Origin of the sequence: Bradyrhizobium sp. WSM2254 (assembly GCF_000472645.1) — a bacterium.
Taxonomy (GTDB): Bacteria; Pseudomonadota; Alphaproteobacteria; order Rhizobiales; family Xanthobacteraceae; genus Bradyrhizobium; species Bradyrhizobium niftali.
The window spans coordinates 82,615-103,471 of sequence record NZ_AXAB01000026.1; the positions used below are offsets into that span (position 1 = coordinate 82,615).

The window sequence follows — 20,857 nt, forward strand, 5'->3', positions numbered from 1 at the left end:
TCTCCTCGACGTCACGACGGAAAGGACCAACATAAATCCACCAAGAACGAGCCCGCCCCAGAAGTGAAGTGATAGGAAGTCTGCATTAGCCGCAACCGTCGCTGCCGGGACAGACAATGCCAGAGCGAGACTTGATATCCGACTGTGCCACATATTTCTAATTCCCCAATTGAATCCGGCGTAAGTGGTCGTATCGAACCTCAATTAAGACTTCTCTTACGTGACTGTCCTGTCGGCAACGCTGTGTGCATTTTTACACATATCACCTTCTAAACAACGAAACCGACCTCGATCCAACCCACATGGGACGCAGCAAGATTTGATCAAACGACAGAAGCAACGGCGACTACAAACCTGATGAGTAAGCCCAGCTCGAACTCAGCTATGGCTGCACGTCCCAGAATGAGCGCGGCGATCTGCCTTCGGTTAGCAGCGGTTCGCATTTCTTCCGGTAGTGCGGCAACTGCATCATCAAAGATTCGTGCCAAAATCGACAGCTGTTCTGGTTCGCATACGCTGCGGTAGTCCTGTATGACTCGCCCAGCTCCACTACTTATGACCGCGCCGTAGGCTCGCTCGTCGCGGTTTACCCATAGACCGAGCGCTGCGGTTATGAGCTCGATTGTGAGCTCATTCAGCAGTTGGGTCGCCTCTTGCCCGTTTTTGCCGTCATTTATTAGCCTTGCCAGCTCTTCGATTTGGAGCTCGATGCTCCGCTTAAGGTCCTGGACACGCGAGTTGCAACGAGGACTATGCACCATGCGTTCTACAGCGCGCGGTTCGACCGGCCTTGTCCTCACCGGGACGACGAAAAACCTTTGACGCGTCTGCGCAGGTGAAACGAGAGAAGTCGAAGGGGTAGCGCACAAAGCACCGTCGCTCGATACGCTCGTTTCAGGCGCTCGACTGGCCGCTTCGGTAGACCCGTCCCCACTCATACTCATGACTGCCTCATGCACCCTTCTGGCACGCGAATTAAACGATTGAGATCTGCCGGCCAGCCGATTGCGTAGGGCTGCCCGACTGCCTCATCCATCGACAATCGACCTTGACGACCCGCGGCGTCTCAGTTCGAAATTCACCGGCACGATGAGTATCCAGCGTTTAAGTCGATCGGTAAAATCGATTGTTATGATCGAATGTATCCACGGCATCGATACAAAGGCGGATCGCTATACGATTCCAGCCATAGATAGTCTGGTCTTGGCTTGAATGGACAGATGCGTCCCAAGGGCACACCGAAAGGCGTTGAGCTCGCTTGCGAGGATCCGGCCGCACTAAAAAGGGCCCGACCCTTTTGGGGCCGGGCGAAGTTCAGTCTGGGAGGAGCGATGCTACAAGACATCGCACCAGCTTCCGTCGGCATCGGGAGGACTACCGGCGGTTCATTTACGGCGAGGGCATTCGCCGTTAACCTTGGCCACGAGCAGGCTGATATCCATGACGAACACAAGGCGCTGTCGCGGCTGACTGCTCTATAGAAAATGCGCTTCAAGCAATTCGGCCCAACACTTGCGCGTAGGCAAGTTGACAGCGGCGTCAGTATTTCTTCACGAAGCCTTCTGCAAAACGTCAAATGAATGCCGTTCGCCGAATGACGTTCGTTGAAAAGCTGCGCGATGAGGCGCGTCAAGAACCGACGACCGCTATCTGAGACGGCGCTCACATAAATACGAGGCAAACCGGCCTGATGGTCTATTTCTCCAACTGAGCGTTTGTTATCCGCCATTTCGTACGACTGGTAAAATCCATTGTGTCGATGGAGCACATCCAGAATTTGAATAGAGACAACCGCTTCAGGTGTTGATCTTGATCTCCTCATCTCATAACCAATGGCTTCGAGCACTCAGGTCAGATGCTTCGTTCCTGGTGCCACCTATTCTACTTTTCCGTTCTCGATCGTTCGGCGTGGCACGGAAACGAAAGCTACACGTAAGCAAGACACTTGATCCGGATGAGTTTCGAAAGCTCGCGCGGATAATCGGCGTGATTGCTGTTCAACGTTACGGACCCTGAGAGCGGCCCCATGAGCTATGGCAAGTTAGATTATCGAAACGGCGACTTGCCGCGCGGGGAACCGCAGATGTTCAGAATGAACGCACAAAATATCACTAAACCACAGACGCGCACGCTGCCGCGGCATCTGCGGCGGCTGGAGGCCGAGTCCATCGAGATCATGCGCGAAGTCGTTGCCGAATTTAGTAAGCCCGTAATGCTCTATTCGATCGGCAAGGATTCGAGCGTCATGCTGCACCTGGCGCAGAAGGCGTTCTATCCGGCGAAGGTCCCGTTTCCGCTCTTGCATGTCGACACGACCTGGAAGTTTGGCGAGATGATCAGCTTTCGCGACGAGACGGCCCAGCGTCTCGGCATCAACCTGATCGTTCATGTGAACCAGGACGGGATCGAGCGCGGCATTAACCCGATAGATTCCGGATCGACGCTGCACACGCAGGTGATGAAGACAGACGCGCTCAAGCAGGCGCTCGACCTTTACGGCTTTGACGCGGCGTTCGGGGGCGCCCGGCGCGATGAGGAAAAAAGCCGGGCGAAGGAGCGCATCTTCTCCTTCCGTTCGCAGGGACATGTCTGGGACCCGCGCAACCAGAGGCCGGAGCTGTGGAATCTCTTCAACACTCGCAGCCGGAAAGGCGAGACAATGCGCGTGTTCGCCATTTCGAACTGGACGGAGCTCGATGTCTGGGAATACATCATGCTGGAAAACATTCCGGTCGTTCCGCTTTATTTCGCGAAAGAGCGGCCGGTGGTGCATCGCAATGGCACGCTGATCATGGTGGATGACGAGCGCCTTCCCCTAATTCCGAACGAGACGCCCGAGCTTAAGACGATGCGTTTCCGCACGCTTGGTTGCTATCCGCTGAGCGGCGCCATCGAATCTGACGCCGCGACCATCAAAGACATTGTCGCGGAAATGCAGGTTGCGACCCTCTCCGAGCGTCAGGGACGGCTGATCGATACCGATGAGGTGGCATCGATGGAGAAAAAGAAGCGGGAAGGCTACTTCTGAATGGATACTGATGCGCTGCGAGAGCTCACCTTCACCGACAGCAAGGATCAGCTTCGCTTTATCACCTGCGGCTCGGTGGACGATGGAAAGTCGACGCTAATCGGCCGGTTTCTGCACGACAGCAAGGCGATCTATGAGGATCAGCTGCAGGCGCTTGCGCGCGACAGCGTCAAGCACGGCACAACCGGAGATGATATCGACTTTGCCCTGCTGGTCGATGGACTCGAGGCCGAACGCGAACAGGGCATCACCATCGATGTCGCCTATCGCTTCTTCACCACGCCGCGCCGATCGTTCATGGTGGCCGATACGCCCGGTCACGAACAGTATACGCGTAACATGGCGACCGGCGCCTCCAACGCCCAGCTCGCGGTCATCCTGATCGATGCGCGCAAAGGCGTCCTGGTGCAGACCAAGCGCCACTCCTACATTTGCTCGCTCTTGGGCATCCGGCACGTGGTCGTGGCCCTGAACAAGATGGATCTGGTCGATTACCGCAAGGAAGTGTTTGATCGCATCGTGGAGGACTATGTCGAATTCGCTTCGAACCTCGGCTTCACGTCGATCGCGGCTATCCCGATCTCCGCACGATACGGCGACAACATCATCCGCCTGTCCCGCAATACCGACTGGTTTCACGGCCCTTGCCTGTTGGACTATCTCGAAAATATCGACATCCAGTCCGAGACGGCCGGCTTGCCCTTCCGTTTCCCGGTACAATGGGTGAACCGGCCGAATTTGGATTTCCGCGGCTACGCTGGAACGGTGGTCTCCGGCAGCATTGCGGTCGGCGACGAAATCGTTATTCCGGCATCGGGACGCAATTCGCGCGTCAAGCAGATCGTGACGTACGATGGCGACCTTGTGCGCGCCGAAGCCGGCGATGCGGTGACCATTACGCTGACCGACGAGATCGACATCGGCCGGGGAGATATCATCGCTAAGCCGACGGAACGACCGGAGGTCGCTGATCAGTTTGCCGCCCACCTGATCTGGATGGACCAGGAGCCCATGGTCCCGGGCCAGTCCTATGCCTTCCGGATCGGCACGCAATCGATTGCGTCCGGCAGCATCACGGCGATGAAATACCGGATCGACGTCAACACCGGCGCGCACGTGGCAGCCCGCACTTTGAGCCTCAATGAAATCGGCTTCTGCAATATTGCAACCGTACAGCCGGCAGCCTTCGATTCCTATGAAGCGAATCGGCGCACCGGTTCCTTCATCGTGATCGACCGCGACACCAACCGGACCGTCGGCGCTGGCATGATTGCCTTCCCCTTGCGGCGTGCCGCCAACATAGCCTGGCAGCCGCTCTCACTCGGCAAGAAGGAGCGCGCCGCTCTCAAGCACCAAAGACCCTGCATCATCTGGTTTACCGGGTTTTCCGGCGCGGGCAAATCGACCATCGCCAACCTCGTCGACCAGAAGCTATTTGCGATGTCGTATCACACCATGCTCTTGGACGGCGACAATCTCAGGCACGGTCTCAATCGAGATCTCGGCTTCACCGAATCCGATCGGGTTGAAAACATCCGCCGCGCCGGGGAGGTTGCCAAACTGATGGTCGATAGCGGCTTGCTCGTGATCTGCTCGTTCATCTCACCCTACAAGGCCGAGCGAGACATGGTTCGCGATCTCGTGGACGACGGCGAATTCATCGAGGTCTTTGTGGACACGCCGATCGGCGAATGCGTGCGGCGCGATCCGAAGGGGCTCTACGCCAAGGCGAAATCAGGCACGATCAAGAATTTTACCGGCATCGATGCGCCGTACGAGGCGCCGAGCGCGCCGGAGATCCATTTGACAACACTGAACCAGCAGCCGGAGCGCTTGGCCGATACGGTGCTAAACTGCCTGGCCACACGAGGGATCATCGTGCCGGCCAACCGGACGGAGAACTAGCCGGCTCGGCTGTCGGAGCTGTTTGCCGAGGGACTGGCATTTCTCACCTCCAACCTGATCTGGCGGATCGGACCAAATGCCACGCCGTCACATGATGCCGAACTCCTGCACCATCCGGCGACGTCCAGTTTTGCGGGCCCTAAGTCGCAGCGAGCTCGGATCGGTCTAGACTGGCCCGACGTTCTCAATCGTGAAAGGCTCGGTCGAACGCGGCGCGCGCTTGGTTTGGCTTCTGTGGGTAATGTCATCCGTTCCTGCGTCAGTCGGGGCATCGACGAGCAGCTGACTACGGTCACTCTTGTGAAGGACCCCTTTGTGGTGTGGTCGAGTTCGTCTCCGGCATTACCTTTACCCACACAGGCTCGTATCCGGTTCAGACGGCGTTGTCGAAAAACGGGCGGCCTGCCGGCCCGGCGCGCCGCATCGCGCCACGTGGGATAGGTACGCCCTGGCCTTTGCTGCTCCAGTCGACAAGGTTCTGAGCAGTTCTTGGGAAACGACTCTGCTGCCGAATAAGCGCCCGCATGATGTCGCCCTTACCCAAACGAGCTGCTTGCATTCGACGTTACTCGGCCGGTTCGGATAATTTACGCAGAAAAATGTCGCCGCAGGGAGATTCATTGATCACCTCTACCACGTGCTCTTGAACGGAGCTGCAGGCCGCACGATCTGCTGGGATTCGGTCGGTCGTTACACAACTCCCTCGCGACTTCGTTCTGGACAAAGCAAACCCAACAAAGAATTTGCATTCCAAGCTTCAGTGTCACCTCCGCTAAACATGTTTCTTGTATGTGTCGGGTGTGACGGCAACCAAGCCGACGGCACCAATCACTAGACGACACGGGACTATCGAACGGTGGGCTTCGACGGATCTTCGGAACACTGGCTGAGAGCCGAAGCCAACCCGCACAGATTTTATCCGTTGGATTAGCCCCATGACAGCTGCAAATTCAGATGCTCACCTGCGTGCCGTGTTGAGACGCGTCCTGGACGATGCTGTCCAAATGGTGCCGGAACCGGCGCGGACGTCTTCCTTAAAAGCATGCCTCGCCGAAAAGATTCTGAATCTAGCCGCGGACGGCGAAACAAATCCAAAAACTCTAAAACGGCTTGCCGTTCGGCTGATTCATGACTCATGTCCGAGCTGTTCGGGATGTGAAGGTTGGCGGCCGGCCGTTACAGCGACGGAGCGAACCGATCACCCACATGCCGCACATCCAGTCTCGTCAGACTAGCGCGACCCGAGGCGAACGACGGTATGCACGCTGTGGTCTTCATAGATGGCGCCATCTTTCCTGAGCAGTAAGCTGAAAGATTGCGCAGCAACGTAAAACACAGGCGGTAGCTGGCAGAATGGATGCCCAGCGGTGATCAACCAGCCCGCCGCGCAACAAGGAGTGAAGCTCCCAGCGTGCACATAGCTGCACCAGATAGCTGTCGCATTTTGGCGAGGGCCGATGGTCGCTTGGCCAGTCCCGCTTTTGCTTTGGCGGCCCAATGGGTCACGACCACATCGGCAGCAGTGTTGAGCGCAACTGAAATGGTCCCAAGGATGACGAACTGCCGGGCGACATCGGCGGTTGGGTCGATAAATTGCGGGATGAAGGCGAGAAAAAATGCAGCCGTCTTCGGATTCAGCGCCTCAACAATGATGCCTTGCCGAAATGCCCGTCCGACACCGACTGTCTCCAGCCCGACCGGGTCGACGATCTCGGCTTCCGTGTCTTGAAGCCAAGCCAGATCAGATAGAAGGCTCCGGCGAGCTTGAGCATAGTGAAGGCTTCCGCACTCGCCATCACGAGCGCAGAAATGCCGACCGCCCCGGCATTAAAATGCACAAGACCGCCAACACCGGTACCAAAGCTCGATGCCAGACCACGCGGACGGCCACCTGCGAACGTTCGTGCCGCAACGTAGAATATCCCGGGTCCTGATGTGATCGCCACCAGGAGCGCAGCTCCCAAGAACAGCAAGAACGGTTGAAAATCGACTATCATTCACCTCGTCCCGGCAGGGTCCAGCGTCATCCTCTGGGTATCAGCGCGGCCACAATATGGTCTTCAGGGCGATCGCTCCTCGACAATCCATCGATGACGCCGGCGCGATCCGCTGCGTTGCGGTTCTGACTCATCTTCCGCTTGGCGTCGCACCTTGTGATCGGCATGCGCAGGCCGACGATCGCCTTGAGCTGCGCTTGGATGAAATCAGCCGGAGCATCCGCGACTGCCCAGGGGTCCTTTTGCGATTGCTCGTGCAGGTCCGTCAGTCGTCTCACGAGGTCGAGTAACCGATCCGCATCATCGAAAAACTCGATCGTACCGTAGGCATGTACCGCAACGTAGTTCCACGTTGGCACGACCTTGTGCGTCTCCTGCTTCGTCACGTACCAGGACGGAGTGACATAGGCTTCAGGCCCCCCAAAGATGGCCATCGCCTCACAGGAAGGCTGCAGCTTCCACTGTGGATTAGACCTTGCCACGTGCGCGTAAAGCGTGCCATTCGGACCCTCCGTCTCGTCGAGAAGCATCGGAGCTAGCGTTCCGATCAGCCCCTCTTCGGTTGCAGTGACAAGGGTTGCCGAGCGGGCCTCACGCATGGTCCGATGAATCTCGGCGATGTCCTCGACGCGAAAGGCTGGCGGCATATACATTGCTAGAACTCCTCCGCATCCGAACACCTCGATCGGATCTTGAGGCCCGATGATCTAGGCCGCACACAGGCCGCTTTGAAGGGCCAGTTTGGAGCGATATTGGTGGGCCAGTCCGAGACAGGAAAGCGGTGCCATAAGCCAAATGGGGCGCGGCAAATTTATGAAGCATTGAAGGCGCAGATCGAGGATGGCGTCTACAGACCGCGCGACCAGCTTCCTTCGACCCGCGCCCTCGCGGCCGAATTTGGAGTCTCTCGAACCACGATTACGGCCGCCTACGAGCAGCTTCTCGCGGAAGGCTTCATCGAGACGCGGCAGGGTCGCCGGGCCTGCGTTGCGCCTGCGCTTCGATCGGGGAGCCTGTCGCAGGCAGGCGGCAAGCGGGCGCCAAGAACCGCTCGTCTATCGGCGTTCGGGCGACGGCTCTTCGAATTGTCCGGCCCGCCGATCGCGACCGAGCCCCTGCGGATCGACTTTCGCTATGGCGATGTTGCGACTGCCGATTTCCCGAGCCTGGCCTGGCGCCGCGCTCTGACGAAAGTCCTGACGACGCCTGGTCCGCGCAGTCTGCGCTATCAGGACCCGCAGGGATCAATGGAGCTGCGAACAGCGCTGCAAGCTTATCTGTGGCGTGCGCGCAGCCTGCGCTGCGGCGTCGACCAGATCATTGTCGTCAACGGATCACAGCAGGGTCTCGATCTGTGCTCGCGGATATTGCTCGATCCCGGCGATCGCTTCGTGATTGAGACGCCGTGCTATTGGGCCGCCCGGCATGTTTTTGAGAGTGCGGGGGCTACGCCTCAATTCGTCCCGGTCGATGAAGAAGGCTTGCAGACACAAGCCCTTAAGGATGTCAAAAAGGCTCGGCTTTGCTACGTGACGCCTTCACATCAATTTCCGTTAGGTCACGTTCTCTCAGCACAGCGTCGTGCTCAATTGCTGCAGTGGGCCGACAAGGTGGGAGCCTATGTCATCGAGGACGACTATGACGGCGAGTACCGATACGATATTGGTCCCATTCAGCCCTTGCATGTCCTCGATGAGGCGGCTCACGTCATCTATCTCGGAACGCTCTCAAAGACGCTCTCGCCCTTGCTGCGTCTAGGGTATGTCGTGGTTCCGCCAGAGCTCATCCACGCTTTCCGCACGGCCAAGCGCCTTACCGATCGGCACTCGCCGGCGCTTGAGCAAGCGGCGCTGGCCAACTTCCTACACTCGGGCGCCTACGAGCGGCACGTGAGAAAGCTGCGGCGAAAGAACGCGCAGCGCCGCTCAGCCTTGCTTGAGGCATTCGTTGAACATTTTGGAGACGCTATCGAAGTGCAGGGTTCCGAGGCCGGGCTCCATGTGGTGGCCTGGTTCAAGAAACTCGATGCGGCGCAGGAGGACGCAACCGCACGAAACGCCCGGCACAGAGGCGTCGGCATTTATCCTGTTTCCGGACTATACGAAAATGGGCCGGGAAGCGCGAAACGGCGAGCTGGGTTTGTTTTCGGCTACGCCGCACTTGAAGCACGAGAGATCCGACACGGTGTTGACCGCCTCGCCAGTGCACTGAGGGCACGATAGCACTTCCGCATCAGGCCCCATGCCGCTCCAAACGTTCCCTGACACGCGAGGAAACCTCGGCGCAGAGCGCCGACTATGGTCGCGGATTATTATGTTACGTTCTCATCTGCCGCCGCGTGTGTCCCGTCTCGGAACATGTATTTTGGCACAGGTTAAGCTAGTTTAGTGGCGACCGGGATTTTGCATCATCCTCCCGGGGCTGGAGCGACGCCGCTCGCACTCATTTCAAGCGAGCGGCGTTGTTGTTTCCTGAGGGGCTCAACTGTCCGAAATAGTCCGGAGGAAAGCTCGGCCCCCTCCTTCTGGTCGTTGCATCAGAGCGTCGAAACATGCTCAGCTAGGCAAATGGCTGTGTTCCAATTTGAATTGCGCGTGTCCTAATTGAGGACGGCGCCTGGCAGGTGCGACTGGCGATTATCGGGGGGCGATGGGTGATTTCGAGGGCGGCTAGTGCGGAGAGATCGCCTCTTTGCAGGTGGACGCAGCCGCACTCTACGTAATCCGCGGTTCCGGAGCGGAACTCAGAGCCGCTCGCGCACCATCAATGAGCTCCGTCGGCGCGCGTCTGGGCCGAGGCAGCAGCCGGCACTAAGTGTACGATCCGATAGCCATTGTCGTGCAGGTAGCGCAGAAACGCGGGCATCATAGCTGCCGTCCACGCCTGCGGATCGTGCAACAGAATGATCCCCTTTTTGGTGATCTCGAGTTGCTCGATCAGCTTCTTCGATTCCTGCTCCGGGGTCATGTTTTCCCAGTCGGCCGCCCAAAGATCGGCGCTAAAGACGAGGATGCCACGTGACTGCAGAAGATCGAGCGTCGCAGGCGTCGAGTCGAAATAGGGAAAGCGAAAAAACGGCGTCGAGGGCACTTGGGTCGACACGCCGTTGAGCGCCATCTCATCGGCCGCGATTCCTCGCTCGATGTCTTCCTTCGCCTGCTCGAAGCTGATCTGAGACATCATCGGATGCGACCAACTATGGTGCGCGACGGTGTGACCCTCAGCGGCGATCCGCCGGACAAGTTCGGGAAGTTCGGCGGAGGACTTGCCGACGAGAAAGAAGGTGGCTCGTACGCACTCTTGCGCGAGCGCGGCCAGCACCTTCTGCGTGTTTGGGGGCCTCGGCCCGTCATCGAACGTGAGCACGACCTCATGATCGGCTAACGGCAAGGTCTGCGGAAAGCTCTTCAAGCCGACGCGGGGATAGGTTTTTGCATCGACAGCGAGCACACGCGAAGTGCCAAGCGCATCCTTGCGTGAGCAATCGGCCGCGTTTACCACGGCAATCCCAGTGAGCAGCGCCGTCGCAGCGCCGACGAGCCGTGAAGCCGCCTTGTGCAGGCGCAACTTTGCCATTGCGCTCGGCCCAAGTGCTTCAAGGCTTAATGCGCTCACTGGAGCATACCGGCGAAGTCCATCATTTCTTGCGATTGTAGGGGTTTTGGTTTGTGGGACTGAGGGAGATGCCCTCGGATGACGCCTTCCCGTAGATTGCGGTCTCGGTCGGGCCGAGCTTGAGCCCGATAACGCGCTTGGGTGCGTTGCCTTTTGCCAGCTCTTTGAGCTGCCGGATGGTCCTGGCGCCTCCAAGGCTTGCCGGTGTTACGCGATGACTTGGCCATCGCGGCGACTTTCGTCAGTAGCGCGCCGAGCGATGGCCAAATGTGCCAGTGTTCGGATTATAGTTGCCCCTGGTGCCGTAGTTGTCGCGCTGAGTGCTTTCGGATTTGTCGCCGTGTATGGCTGCACATAAGTCCCATTGCTGCGAGTGTAACCTGAGACGCCGAGGCTGTTTGGGTTAGAACCCGTACCGAGGTATTGCGCTTGCGCCGCACCAACGGACCACGTCAACAAACACGCAGCGAATATTGATCTGATCATTTTTCCTCCGCCGTATACATTCAACGAACTTGTTGTCTCGTTATAACCTTAGTCATTCGCAGCTGACCGGCCGAGTTCACCAACAGATTCGCATCGAAAGACGTCCGATCACGACGCCGCATGCGCAAAGGCACGAAACCAAAGCCGGCGCACTGGCTTTAGATCAAGACCAAGGCAAGCAGGCTCGAGCAGAGCAGCGCAACGCCGGCCGCGGTCAGTGCTAGGAGGCTACCCGAGACGAAGTCGTGATTGGGCATACATCGCTTTCAGTTGCGGCGAAGACCATGAGCCCCATTGCTGCCTTCGCGGTTTGACCGGCGAACGCATAAATGATTATGCGAATCGCGTGCACTATTCCTGCTGTTGTCAGGAAGACATGCTTTTTTCCAGCGCGCTGAGGTGATCGCGCGCCGTTTTTCAACAAGAAGGCGTTGAGAATCCGGAAGGTCGAGCCTAAGCCGGTCTGTCACTGCGGCCCGACACGCTCGTCTGATTTAGAGGTCACGGGGTTTGCACGCCGATCCTCAAGCATCCCGGAGTGCGAGGTGTTTCATAAATCCGATACTGCTACCGGAGTAAGCTTTTTGCCATGCGTGGGCTCATCATTCTCCTTGTGACCTTTGCAATTGCGCTCGCGGTCCATGGCCGACACCAGGATGGTTTCGTGCCGGGGCCGACCACGCCCATGCCAGCCGTCAACGTCCCCTAGCCTGCGAAATGGCACGGGCGCAGATTGCACTGCCGGCATACTTGAGATCTGAGGCTGCTGCCCGTCCGAGTCCGGGCATAAGTGCCGTTGGGCCAACCCAGCAGCGTGCGGCATGATTGAGTGTAGATCGGTCAAGTGACGATGACAGAGCGGGAATTATCGCGATTGGAGAAGCAAGCTGCGGATGCTCTTCGTCGGGCACGACGACTGCCCGTTGGTGCGAGCCGAAACGATCTCCGTCAGCTCGCAAGAGCGCTTCTTTGGCTGCATCGAAACGGTATGGAAGCTCTGCAGCAGGAGCGATCAAACATGGAACATGGACCACGATGAGAGGAGCTACGGGTCATCTCCTGCGCAGGCGGTTAATCGAAGGACACGACGTGCGACGGCTTTGGCCGCGCACGTGACGACGCTTTCGCTCGCGCCATTGCCTTAAGCAACTGAAGCAATCTTCGAAACCGCATCGATGTTCCGGCTCCGGCGGCTCGTGATGCCAGCTTAAGCCGCCTGGACCCTCCCGAGGAAACTGCCGAGCTCGCGCCTCAGCCGCGCGCTTTCCCCAGACAACAGTTCGGCAGACATCAGCACCTGCATCGAAGCCCCTCCTGTCTCCTTTGCGCCGTTGGTCACTTCAATGGCGCTCGCCGCCACCTGGCTGGTTCTGGCTGCCGCTTCCTGCAAATTGGACGCGATATTCTTGCTCGTCGCCCCTTGCTCTGCGATGGAGTTGACCACGGTCACGGCGATGTTCGAAATGCGACCGATAATGACGCCGATGTCGGCAATTGCGCCGACCGAGTCAGTTGTTGCCGCCTGAATGCCGTGAATGTGCTCGCTGATCTCGACAGTCGCGTGCGCCGTTTGCGTTGCGAGAGACTTCACTTCATCAGCGACAACCGCGAAACCTCTGCCGAAATCGCCGGCGCGCGCCGCTTCAATCGTCGCGTTCAGCGCGAGCAAATTGGTCTGCCGCGCAATTGTGGCGATCAGCTGGACCACGCTGCCGATCCGCTCCGCCGCAGCAGCCAGACCGACCATGCGCTGGTCGCTGAGTTCGGCCCTGCGAACCGCTTCGCGCGCGATATCGGCGGCCTCTTCAACCTGGCGGCCAATGTTGGCGATCGTTGCCGCCATTTCATCCGTCGCTGTCGCGACAAGCTGAACATTGCTAGATGCTTGCTCCGATGAACTGGCGACTTCGACCGAGAGTTGGCGGCTGTGATCAGCCGTGCAGGTAAGGCTGCGGGCGGAGGCTTCAAGGTTTGAGGAGGCAGAGGAGACCGTATAGATAACCTTACCCACAGCGGCTTCAAATTCGCCGGCGATCCGGGCGATATCGGCCTTCCGCTGCTCGGCGGCGGTACGATCCTGTTCGGCCTTTGCATCGATTTCGGCTTGCGCCTTCTCGCGCGCCTTCAGCTTGAATAGTTCGACCGCTTCGGCCATCTCGCCAAGTTCATCCTTACGGCCAAGGCCTGGCAGAACGACGTCGAACCGGCCGTCGCCGAGCTGGCGCATGGCCGCCGTCATCGAAGCGACTGTCTTTGCGACACGCCGGCCGAACAGCAACGCGAGCATGCCAACGAGCAGCGTTGCAAGCCCGATCAGCCAAATCAGCTTCCGCTGAATTTGTTCTGCTTGCATTTCGGCAGCCCGCGAGTGCATGTCAGCGGCGGCCATGATTTTTGCAAGCGCTGGGCTGATGCGGTCGTAGATTTGCCCGAGATCGTCCGCCTGATCGCTCAGCGCCTGCTGCGTCACCATGAGGGACAGAAAGCTCGACTTATATGCGCGGATCAGTTCGAGGAGCTGGGATTTCATCTCCGCGGGTAGGCTCGCCTGAGCAAGCGCGATCTCGAATTCCGCCTCCCGGTCAGCCAGTCGATCGCCATCTTTGTCTTCGCCACGGAGAATGAAGTCTTTCTCGTGCCGGCGCATCGTCAGCATCAAGATCGTGAGGCGTGGCTGGTTCAGGTCGGCTAGACGTTGCTCGACGGCGTGCACGGCCTTGCGCAGCTTGCCCTGGAACCCATCATCTTCGTTGAAGCCGAGGTTGCGCTGCGCTGAGACGACGTTTTGAAAGCGAGTCGCGTAGAGACTGATCACAGATCGCAACGCGGTCGCTTCCTTCCGTGGGTCCCCGTCGGGCAGAGCCGACACAAAAGCTTCGACCCCGCTCAGGTCTGCGAGCTGCTCCTCATGACTTTTCGTGTGTTTCGTGATCGCCATTTCGCTGGGCTTGCGCAGGAAGTCGCTCGTGATTTGGCGTGACTCCAGGAAGCTTTGTGACAACGATGCGACATGATCTTTGAACTTGCTGCTGTCGTTCGCCTCGCTCTGGACCAGGCTCGCGTAATTCAGGGCGCCGGCGCAGAGCGCACCGGTGACGACAACTCCCGAAATCCCGAGCAGTGCCATTTGGCCGCGCAACCCAATGCGGAAGCCCCGGCAACTCCTCAACCGCCCGATAAGTCTGCTCGCTACTCCGGTCATTGTACCCCGTGATGATTTTTGTGCGCCCGGTACGGCGCTGGTTGTCGCTGATCCCACGAGCGATTATTCAGTATCGAGCAGAACTGGAGCTGGCCTGCTCTGCTCGCCGATGAGTGGCTTGCTAATTTAGATTGATTTCGGAATCCTGAATTCGCGTTTATAGGCGCAACTTTCCTTCAGCCCACCAGCACGGGCACGACGCAGCCGGTCGCGTTACAAATATCTGCATGATCGGTGTCGGAGAACATGGAGACGTTGGTCTTTCCCCCAATGGACAGCTCACCAGGATGTTCAGAGAACAACAACTTGCTGTCGTTCACGCCTGCCGCCACATGGTCGGCGCTTCGGGAAAGGCTTCGCGTCCGATTTGTTTGAGATCGTCGAAGGTCGTCTCACCTCTACGGGCGACTTTGGCCGCGCCGTGTTCAAGCCGAATTGGCTGCTCCGCCGCGATGGACCAGTGCTCGGATCGCACGACTTCACTCCCGAGCCGCATCAAGTTGTACTGCAGCCAAATCATTTCCTGCTTCTCGCGCTTGCTGCGCTGAAACAATGTCTCGGCATACGCCCCCATGCGGAACCGGTAGAAATGGCTTGCCATGTCCTGCTCCTATGCCGCGTCACCGGAATTGAGAGGGATTTGACCGCGTCATTGGTTGTCGGCCTCGCCAAACGTCGGCTCGTAAAACGGGGTTGCGCTTAACCCTGCATGGTAAGGGCATCTGGATGCTGATTAATGCAATTCATCTCGACTCGGCGCTTAAATTCCGCGTTCGTGCGAATTTACCGACGGATTTCACCGCACCTAATCCGCTCTGCTGGTGATAGGAAGTCGGTCACGCCAGTATCACATTGTCGATTAGCCGCGTCGAGCCTACATAGGCTGCGGCACACAGTGCCGCCGGGTGGTTTAGCGGACTTTCGGCGGCCTTGAGCGTGTCATGGTCGACAAGCTCAAGGTATTGCAGCCGATCGACCTCGTTCAAATGCCCTTTGGCGATTGCAAGCAGCTTTTCGACGTCGCGTTCGCCTGAGCGAAACTTGTCCGCTGCGGCGAACAGTCCACGGCTGATGGCGCGAGCCCGCCGACGTTCTTCCTCGCTGAGATAGCGGTTGCGACTGCTCATCGCGAGCCCATCCGCTTCCCGGACCGTCGGCACGGTAACGATCTCGATAGGAAGATCGAGATCAAGTGCCATGTGACGGACGACCGCGCATTGCTGAAAGTCCTTCTGTCCGAAAAACGCGACATCCGGCTGCACCATGTTGAACAGTTTGCAGACGACCGTCGCGACACCGCGAAAGTGCCCCGGCCTGAACGCTCCGCAGAGTGGTTTTGCCAGGCCCCCCGGCTCGACGAAGGTCTCAAATTGAGCCGGATAGACTTCGCTGGCATCCGGCGCAAAGACGATGGCAACATCGGCATCGCGGCACAGCCTCTCATCGCGCGTGAAGTCACGTGGATAGGTGCTGAGATCCTCGTTCGGTCCGAATTGAGTGGGATTCACGAAGATGCTGAGAACGGTGACGTCAGATTGCGCCCGGCTTGCCTCGACCAGCGCCAGATGGCCGTCGTGCAGATAGCCCATGGTCGGCACGAATCCGACGCGTTTACCGGCCCTGCGGGCGTTTGAAAGAGCGCGACGAAGTTCGGCGACTGTCGTGATTGTCTGCATTGCTTTGCTGTTCATCAGGTTAGGTGGGAGCCCAGTTTGCGATCGTTTCGCCAAGACCTTGGGGAAGCCCGTAGGACTCCTGCGGTCCCGGGAACGCACCGCTGCGGACATCTGCGGCCCAGCGCAACAGCGCCTCCTGCAACAGCTGAAAACCCTCTGCATAGGCGCGAACGAATTTAGGCCGATGACCTTCAGTCAATCCCAGGACATCATGGAATACGAGCACCTGGCCCGAGCAACTGGGACCCGCGCCAATTCCAATGGTCGGTATCGTCAGGAATTCCGTCGCGCGCGCGGCGAGCTCCGCCGGAACGCCCTCCAGCACCAGAGCGAAGCATCCGGCCTCCTGCAGACGGTGGGCGTCGTCGAGCAGCCGCAGAGCGTCGTCGGCCTTCCGGCCCTGCACCTTGAAACCACCCATGACATTGACGCTCTGCGGAGTGAGGCCCAGATGCCCCATCACAGGAATTTCGCAATCGACCAGGGCACGGACCATTTCGATGCGCTTCGCTCCGCCTTCGAGCTTAACCGCTGCCGCGCCTCGCTGCAGAAAGCCCCCGGCGTTGCGTATCGTCTCCTCAATGCTGAGGTGAAAACTGAGAAAGGGCATATCGGCAACGAGCAAGGCACGAGCTCTCGTGCGCGCAACAGCATCCAGGTGATGGTTCATCATGGCCATACTGACCGGCAGCGTGTTGTCAAATCCGAGGCAGACGTTGCCAACACTGTCCCCGATGAGGATGACATCGACGATGGGATCGGCGATGCGCGCCGTAACCGCGTCGTAGGCGGTGGTCATGACGATACGGCGCCCCTCCTCCTTGCATCGCTGCAGAACTGGAATCGTGACACGTTCAACAGGCTGCTCTGAAATGTGGCTCATCTAAGATCCCGATCGCTCCACTGCCCGCATCCCCGGACTCGGGGCTTCCTACGGAAGCTGAGAGAAGACTGTCAATGGTGGAGGCGAAACGGAGAGGCACGTTTCCAAAGCCAGCGGCGGGCAGATAGAAACGTCTAATGATTGCGCAATCATCAGAAGCGCAAGCTTTTCCAGCCGCCACATTTGCGCGGAGCGATTTTGAATCGCGCCGGCCACCACCGCGACAGCGCGGTACCGCTCTTCCCACATCTGGCGAGTTTGCGCCCGGCCCGGCATCGGGCATATCTGCGAGAGCGGCTCGGATGCTTTGCCAAAGCTATCGGCAGGTTCAGGTTCGGCCAGCATATTCGTCTTATGGCAGCAATTGGGTTCCGTTAGCTCGCGCTCGACCGCACCTTCAAGCCACCGCATCGGCAGCATCCCTGATACCGGCGTAGATCTGATCAAGATCTGCGGCCGTGACGCAATAAGGTGGCATCACGTAGATCGTGTTGCCGAGCGGTCGCAGCAGGAGATTTCGGCGCTCGAAGAAGGCCTGAAGCTTCGGACCGATGTTTGCCAGATACCCCGGATCGCTCGTTTTCAGATCGAGCGCTGTGATGGTGCCGGTCCGACGGACGTTTGCAAAGCGCGGATCGGCGCGGAATGGCTCGATTGCATGCTCTTGCATCGTGGCGACAGACGCGACGCGGCGGCGAGATTCCTGATCTTGCCACAGATCCAGATTCGCTTTTGCGGCGGCGCAGGCCACCGGATTCGCGGTATATGAACTCGAATGAAAGAACGTACGCGTACGATCTTTTGAGTAATGCGCATCGAATATATCCGCGCGGCAGAGCGTCACTGCCAGTGGGAGCGCCCCTCCGGTGAGGCCTTTCGAATAGCAGGCGATATCTGGAGTGATATTGGCCTGCTCGCAGGCAAATAGCGTTCCGGTACGGCCCCAGCCCGTCATGACCTCGTCGGCAATGAACAGGACGTCAGACGCCTCGCAGATCCGCCTCATCTCCCTTAGCAACCAAGCGGGGTAGATCAGCATCCCGCCTGCCCCCAAAATCAGAGGCTCTACAATAAAGGCGGCGGGAATTTCGTTTCGGCATGCGGACTCGAGCGCATCGAGGGTTGCCTGCTCACAGCCTTCCGCAGGGAACGGAATTGCGGTAACGTCGAACAGCAAGGACCCGTATGCGTCATTGAACACGCCCCGGGCCCCCACCGACATCGCCCCAATTGTATCGCCGTGATAGGAATGTTGCATCACGACAATGCGTGTCCGCGGCTCGCCGATATTATTCCAATAGCCGATCGCCATTTTCAAGGCGACTTCCACACTCGTGGAGCCGCTGTCGGAGAAGAAGACATGGTCGAGCCCACGGGGTGCGAGCTTCAAGAGTAGCGCCGCAACCTCCTCAGCCGGATCGTGGGTATAGCCGGCAAAGATGATCTGGTTGAGTTTGCCCGCCTGTTCCTGAATCGCACTGACAATGTGCGGTTGGCAATGACCGTGGGTCACGACCCACCAGGATGAGATTGCATCGATGATTCGGCGGTCATCCGCGGTGTAGAGATAAGCACCATTGCCACGCAGAACCCTTGTCATCTCGCCCTGAAGCGCGTGTTGCGTGAACGGATGCCAGATCGCCGACTTCTTCTTTGGCGTCATGACTTGAAATCATCACCACGGAATGAGGCCTTGAGCGCGGGCTGTGGCGTGTTTGCAGCGAGAGGAAACAGCCTGGGCACTCGCCCAAGCCAACGCACACCCGATCGCTCTCGCAACTCGTGCACGTTCTTTCCTTCCGCAATGAAGGTATTGATCCGATCGACGTAGACGCGGCGCATTGTTGCTCCTATTTGCTTCCTACAAATGCCTTGCGAAGCTAGCGCTGATACCCGACATTCATCTTGCTGCCCCGAACCCATGCTCTCTTGCATCGTCGAAAAACCGGCCTTGCCGCTGACGTGAAGATCAAAATGGACTCATCCAGCGTTGGCTGAATATTCTCAAGGAGAGCGCCATCTCCCCCGTGTTCAGAACGAGGCAGTTGCCTGCGAAGCAGCCGTCAACCGACATGTATCTTGCTTCGAGCGGCGAATTGAAGGGGACGCGACGAGCTTCACCATCTGCAGGAATGGGCCGAGACTCAAACCAGCTTTTTGAAACCAAGAAGTCATCCAGTATTGCGTGAACCGATGCCAGATCGACGACTTCTTGGGTTGAGGTCATGTTGATGGGCATCATGGCCTGAAATCGTCGGCACGGAACGAGCTCTTGAACGCGTCCTGCAGCATGTCCGGTGTGAGAGGCGAAAGCCAGGGCAATCGCCCCAACCAACGCACCCGACCCATCTCGCGAATTGCGCTCTGCGTTTCTGCATTTCTTTCGCCAATGAATGCTATCCCAAGAATCTGAATCTGGCGCTTTCGCAGAGCTTCTATCGAGAGCAGCGAGTGATTGATCGTCCCTAGTCGCGTGCTGGCGCAAAGCAGGACGGGAAGCCGCCAACGCTCGAAGATGTCAATATAAAGTGTGCTGCCGTTCAGTGGTACCATTAGCCCGCCGGCACCCTCGATCACGAGCGGTCGCTCGCCGGTCTCCGGCACATGGAGCGAGTCCGCGTCGATGCGAACTCCGTCGATTTCGGCGGAATAGTGCGGAGAAGCCGGCGTCCGAAGGCGGTAAACCTCCGGCACGATGCGATCGCCTGGGAGACTGGCCAGCCGCGTAACGACCTCAGTATCGGTCTCTTCTTCGAGGCCGGCCTGAATCGGTTTCCAATAGTTCGCGCCGAGGAGATTGGCGAGGCCTGCGGAAAACACCGTCTTTCCGATCCCGGTATCTGTGCCTGTCACGACGATCTGCTGGCTCATCGGGCTTCACCTCTCGTCTCCTCGAACAGCGCATCGAGCATTGCACGCACGTCATCCTCCCCGACGTTGAGTGTCAGTGAAATTCGCAAACGGGCCGTGCCCGCGGGAACGGTTGGCGGCCGGATTCCGCGGATATCGAAACCGCGAGCCTGCAGTCTCGATGCGAGCCGCATCGCCCGCGCGTTGTCGCCGACAATATAGGGCACGATCTGCGAGGTCGAAGGAATTTGCCCGCCGCGCACGCCGATCTCCCGATGCGTGAACGCGACAAGCTTGGCCAGACGCTGCTGCCGCTCGGGTTCCTGCTGCAGGATGAACAGGGCCTCCCGCACGGCAACGGCCATCAATGGTGAGGGCGCTGTGGCGAAGATAAACGGGCGGCAGCGATTGACCATGAAGTCGCGCATGGCCGTTGAGGCAGTGACGAGCGCGCCTGCAGCGCCCAGCGCCTTGCCGCAGGTATGAACGACCAACAGATTTCCTCGCCCCTCATAGGAGGCGGCCAGTCCTCGTCCCAGCTCCCCGTAGACGCCTGTGGCATGGGCCTCATCGACCATCAGGAACCCGTCGTGCCGGTCCGCGATCGCGACGAGGTCTTCGAGCGGCGCAAAGTCGCCATCCATGCTGTAGAGACTTTCAACCACGATCCAGACACGGCCCATTCCGCCCTGGGTACGCCAGTCGCGGATTGTGCTTTCGACCGACTGGGGGTCGTTATGGGCGCTTATGCGAAAGTCGGCCCGGCCAGCTCGCGCACCTTCATGGATGCTTGCGTGTACGAGAGCATCGAGAACGAGCAGATCGCCGCGCTGCGGCAACGTTGTCAAAACCGCAAAATTCGCGACATAACCGCCGCCAAAGAAGAGCGCCGTCTCCGCCCCAAAGAACCGAGCCGCTTCTGCTTCGAGACGTTCATGCTCCTCGCAATTGCCGCGCAGAAGCCGCGACCCACCCGCTCCGATCGGAGTGCCGGCCTCGAGCGCCGCCAAAACTGCCTTTTTCATGCGCGGGGCGCTCGCAAGCGCAAGATAGTCGTTCGATACAAAATCGATGCCTTCGCGCGGCCTAAGGCGGCGCAGCCGGTCATCCTCTTTCAGGGCATGCAACGCCGCGACATAGTCGGCGACTTTGGCCGTATGGATTGAGCTCATTCACCCCTCCCAGGGTCGCCATAAATCATGCAAATTTCATCGG

Annotated in this window: 18 protein-coding genes; 3 read left to right on the top strand and 15 right to left on the bottom strand. The window is 58.7% G+C overall.

Features of this window, described 5'->3' with window-relative positions:
* Positions 1–2,092 precede the first annotated feature (2,092 nt).
* Both cysD and cysN read left to right on the top strand, forming a co-directional pair.
* A complete protein-coding gene (gene cysD, locus A3M7_RS0119835; RefSeq protein WP_049823583.1) occupies positions 2,093–3,028 on the top strand; it encodes a sulfate adenylyltransferase subunit CysD in 936 nt (311 codons plus the stop codon).
* Positions 3,029–4,933, top strand: coding sequence for a sulfate adenylyltransferase subunit CysN (gene cysN / locus A3M7_RS0119840; RefSeq protein ID WP_027545468.1), 1,905 nt, complete (start codon positions 3,029–3,031; stop codon positions 4,931–4,933).
* Between the two features lie 1,371 nt (positions 4,934–6,304).
* Here cysN and A3M7_RS51290 read toward each other — a convergent pair.
* From A3M7_RS51290 to A3M7_RS0119850, 3 genes are read right to left on the bottom strand one after another with little or no spacing between them, the layout of a single operon-like run.
* Entirely contained in the window at positions 6,305–6,673 is a 369-nt protein-coding gene (locus A3M7_RS51290; protein ID WP_371090205.1) for a LysE family translocator, read from the bottom strand.
* Positions 6,568–6,930, bottom strand: coding sequence for a LysE family translocator (locus A3M7_RS51295; protein WP_306417042.1), 363 nt, complete (start codon positions 6,928–6,930; stop codon positions 6,568–6,570). The genes A3M7_RS51290 and A3M7_RS51295 overlap by 106 nt, the downstream gene beginning before the upstream one ends.
* A gap of 26 nt (positions 6,931–6,956) precedes the next feature.
* On the bottom strand, positions 6,957–7,583 hold the full coding sequence (locus A3M7_RS0119850; RefSeq protein WP_027545469.1) for an FMN-binding negative transcriptional regulator: 627 nt from the start codon (positions 7,581–7,583) through the stop codon (positions 6,957–6,959).
* 102 nt (positions 7,584–7,685) lie between these two features.
* Between A3M7_RS0119850 and A3M7_RS0119855 the strand changes: the two genes are divergently transcribed.
* The gene (locus A3M7_RS0119855; protein ID WP_027545470.1) at positions 7,686–9,152 is read left to right on the top strand and encodes a PLP-dependent aminotransferase family protein; all 1,467 of its coding nucleotides are present in this window, start codon (positions 7,686–7,688) and stop codon (positions 9,150–9,152) included.
* A 541-nt stretch (positions 9,153–9,693) separates the two neighbouring features.
* Here the strand turns inward: A3M7_RS0119855 and A3M7_RS0119860 are convergent.
* From A3M7_RS0119860 to A3M7_RS0119920, 12 genes are all read right to left on the bottom strand, one after another.
* Positions 9,694–10,506, bottom strand: coding sequence for a polysaccharide deacetylase family protein (locus tag A3M7_RS0119860; RefSeq protein ID WP_027545471.1), 813 nt, complete (start codon positions 10,504–10,506; stop codon positions 9,694–9,696).
* Between the two features lie 1,732 nt (positions 10,507–12,238).
* Positions 12,239–14,158, bottom strand: a complete 1,920-nt coding sequence (locus A3M7_RS0119875; protein ID WP_198033781.1) for a methyl-accepting chemotaxis protein — start codon at positions 14,156–14,158, stop codon at positions 12,239–12,241.
* A gap of 251 nt (positions 14,159–14,409) precedes the next feature.
* Positions 14,410–14,553 (bottom strand): hypothetical protein, encoded by a 144-nt coding sequence (locus A3M7_RS48695; RefSeq protein ID WP_156936940.1) that lies wholly within the window; start codon positions 14,551–14,553, stop codon positions 14,410–14,412.
* On the bottom strand, positions 14,550–14,834 hold the full coding sequence (locus A3M7_RS44660) for a hypothetical protein (RefSeq protein ID WP_049823575.1): 285 nt from the start codon (positions 14,832–14,834) through the stop codon (positions 14,550–14,552). The genes A3M7_RS48695 and A3M7_RS44660 overlap by 4 nt, the downstream gene beginning before the upstream one ends.
* Positions 14,835–15,069: 235 nt before the next feature.
* The gene (gene panC / locus A3M7_RS0119890) at positions 15,070–15,909 is read right to left on the bottom strand and encodes a pantoate--beta-alanine ligase (RefSeq protein ID WP_027545474.1); all 840 of its coding nucleotides are present in this window, start codon (positions 15,907–15,909) and stop codon (positions 15,070–15,072) included.
* A gap of 19 nt (positions 15,910–15,928) precedes the next feature.
* Positions 15,929–16,792 carry a 3-methyl-2-oxobutanoate hydroxymethyltransferase gene (panB, locus tag A3M7_RS0119895; RefSeq protein ID WP_027545475.1) on the bottom strand — a complete coding sequence of 288 codons (864 nt, stop codon included), beginning with the start codon at positions 16,790–16,792 and terminating at the stop codon, positions 15,929–15,931.
* 48 nt (positions 16,793–16,840) lie between these two features.
* The gene (locus tag A3M7_RS48700) at positions 16,841–17,203 is read right to left on the bottom strand and encodes a hypothetical protein (RefSeq protein WP_156936941.1); all 363 of its coding nucleotides are present in this window, start codon (positions 17,201–17,203) and stop codon (positions 16,841–16,843) included.
* Entirely contained in the window at positions 17,190–18,455 is a 1,266-nt protein-coding gene (locus tag A3M7_RS0119905; RefSeq protein WP_027545477.1) for an adenosylmethionine--8-amino-7-oxononanoate transaminase, read from the bottom strand. The genes A3M7_RS48700 and A3M7_RS0119905 overlap by 14 nt, the downstream gene beginning before the upstream one ends.
* Entirely contained in the window at positions 18,452–18,634 is a 183-nt protein-coding gene (locus A3M7_RS49745; protein WP_198033782.1) for a hypothetical protein, read from the bottom strand. The genes A3M7_RS0119905 and A3M7_RS49745 overlap by 4 nt, the downstream gene beginning before the upstream one ends.
* Before the next feature lie 127 nt (positions 18,635–18,761).
* A complete protein-coding gene (locus A3M7_RS48710) occupies positions 18,762–19,034 on the bottom strand; it encodes a hypothetical protein (protein ID WP_027545478.1) in 273 nt (90 codons plus the stop codon).
* Positions 19,031–19,663: a dethiobiotin synthase gene (gene bioD / locus A3M7_RS0119915; RefSeq protein ID WP_027545479.1), complete on the bottom strand. Its 633-nt coding sequence runs from the start codon at positions 19,661–19,663 to the stop codon at positions 19,031–19,033. The genes A3M7_RS48710 and bioD overlap by 4 nt, the downstream gene beginning before the upstream one ends.
* Positions 19,660–20,814 (bottom strand): 8-amino-7-oxononanoate synthase, encoded by a 1,155-nt coding sequence (locus tag A3M7_RS0119920; RefSeq protein ID WP_027545480.1) that lies wholly within the window; start codon positions 20,812–20,814, stop codon positions 19,660–19,662. The genes bioD and A3M7_RS0119920 overlap by 4 nt, the downstream gene beginning before the upstream one ends.
* Positions 20,815–20,857 lie beyond the last annotated feature (43 nt).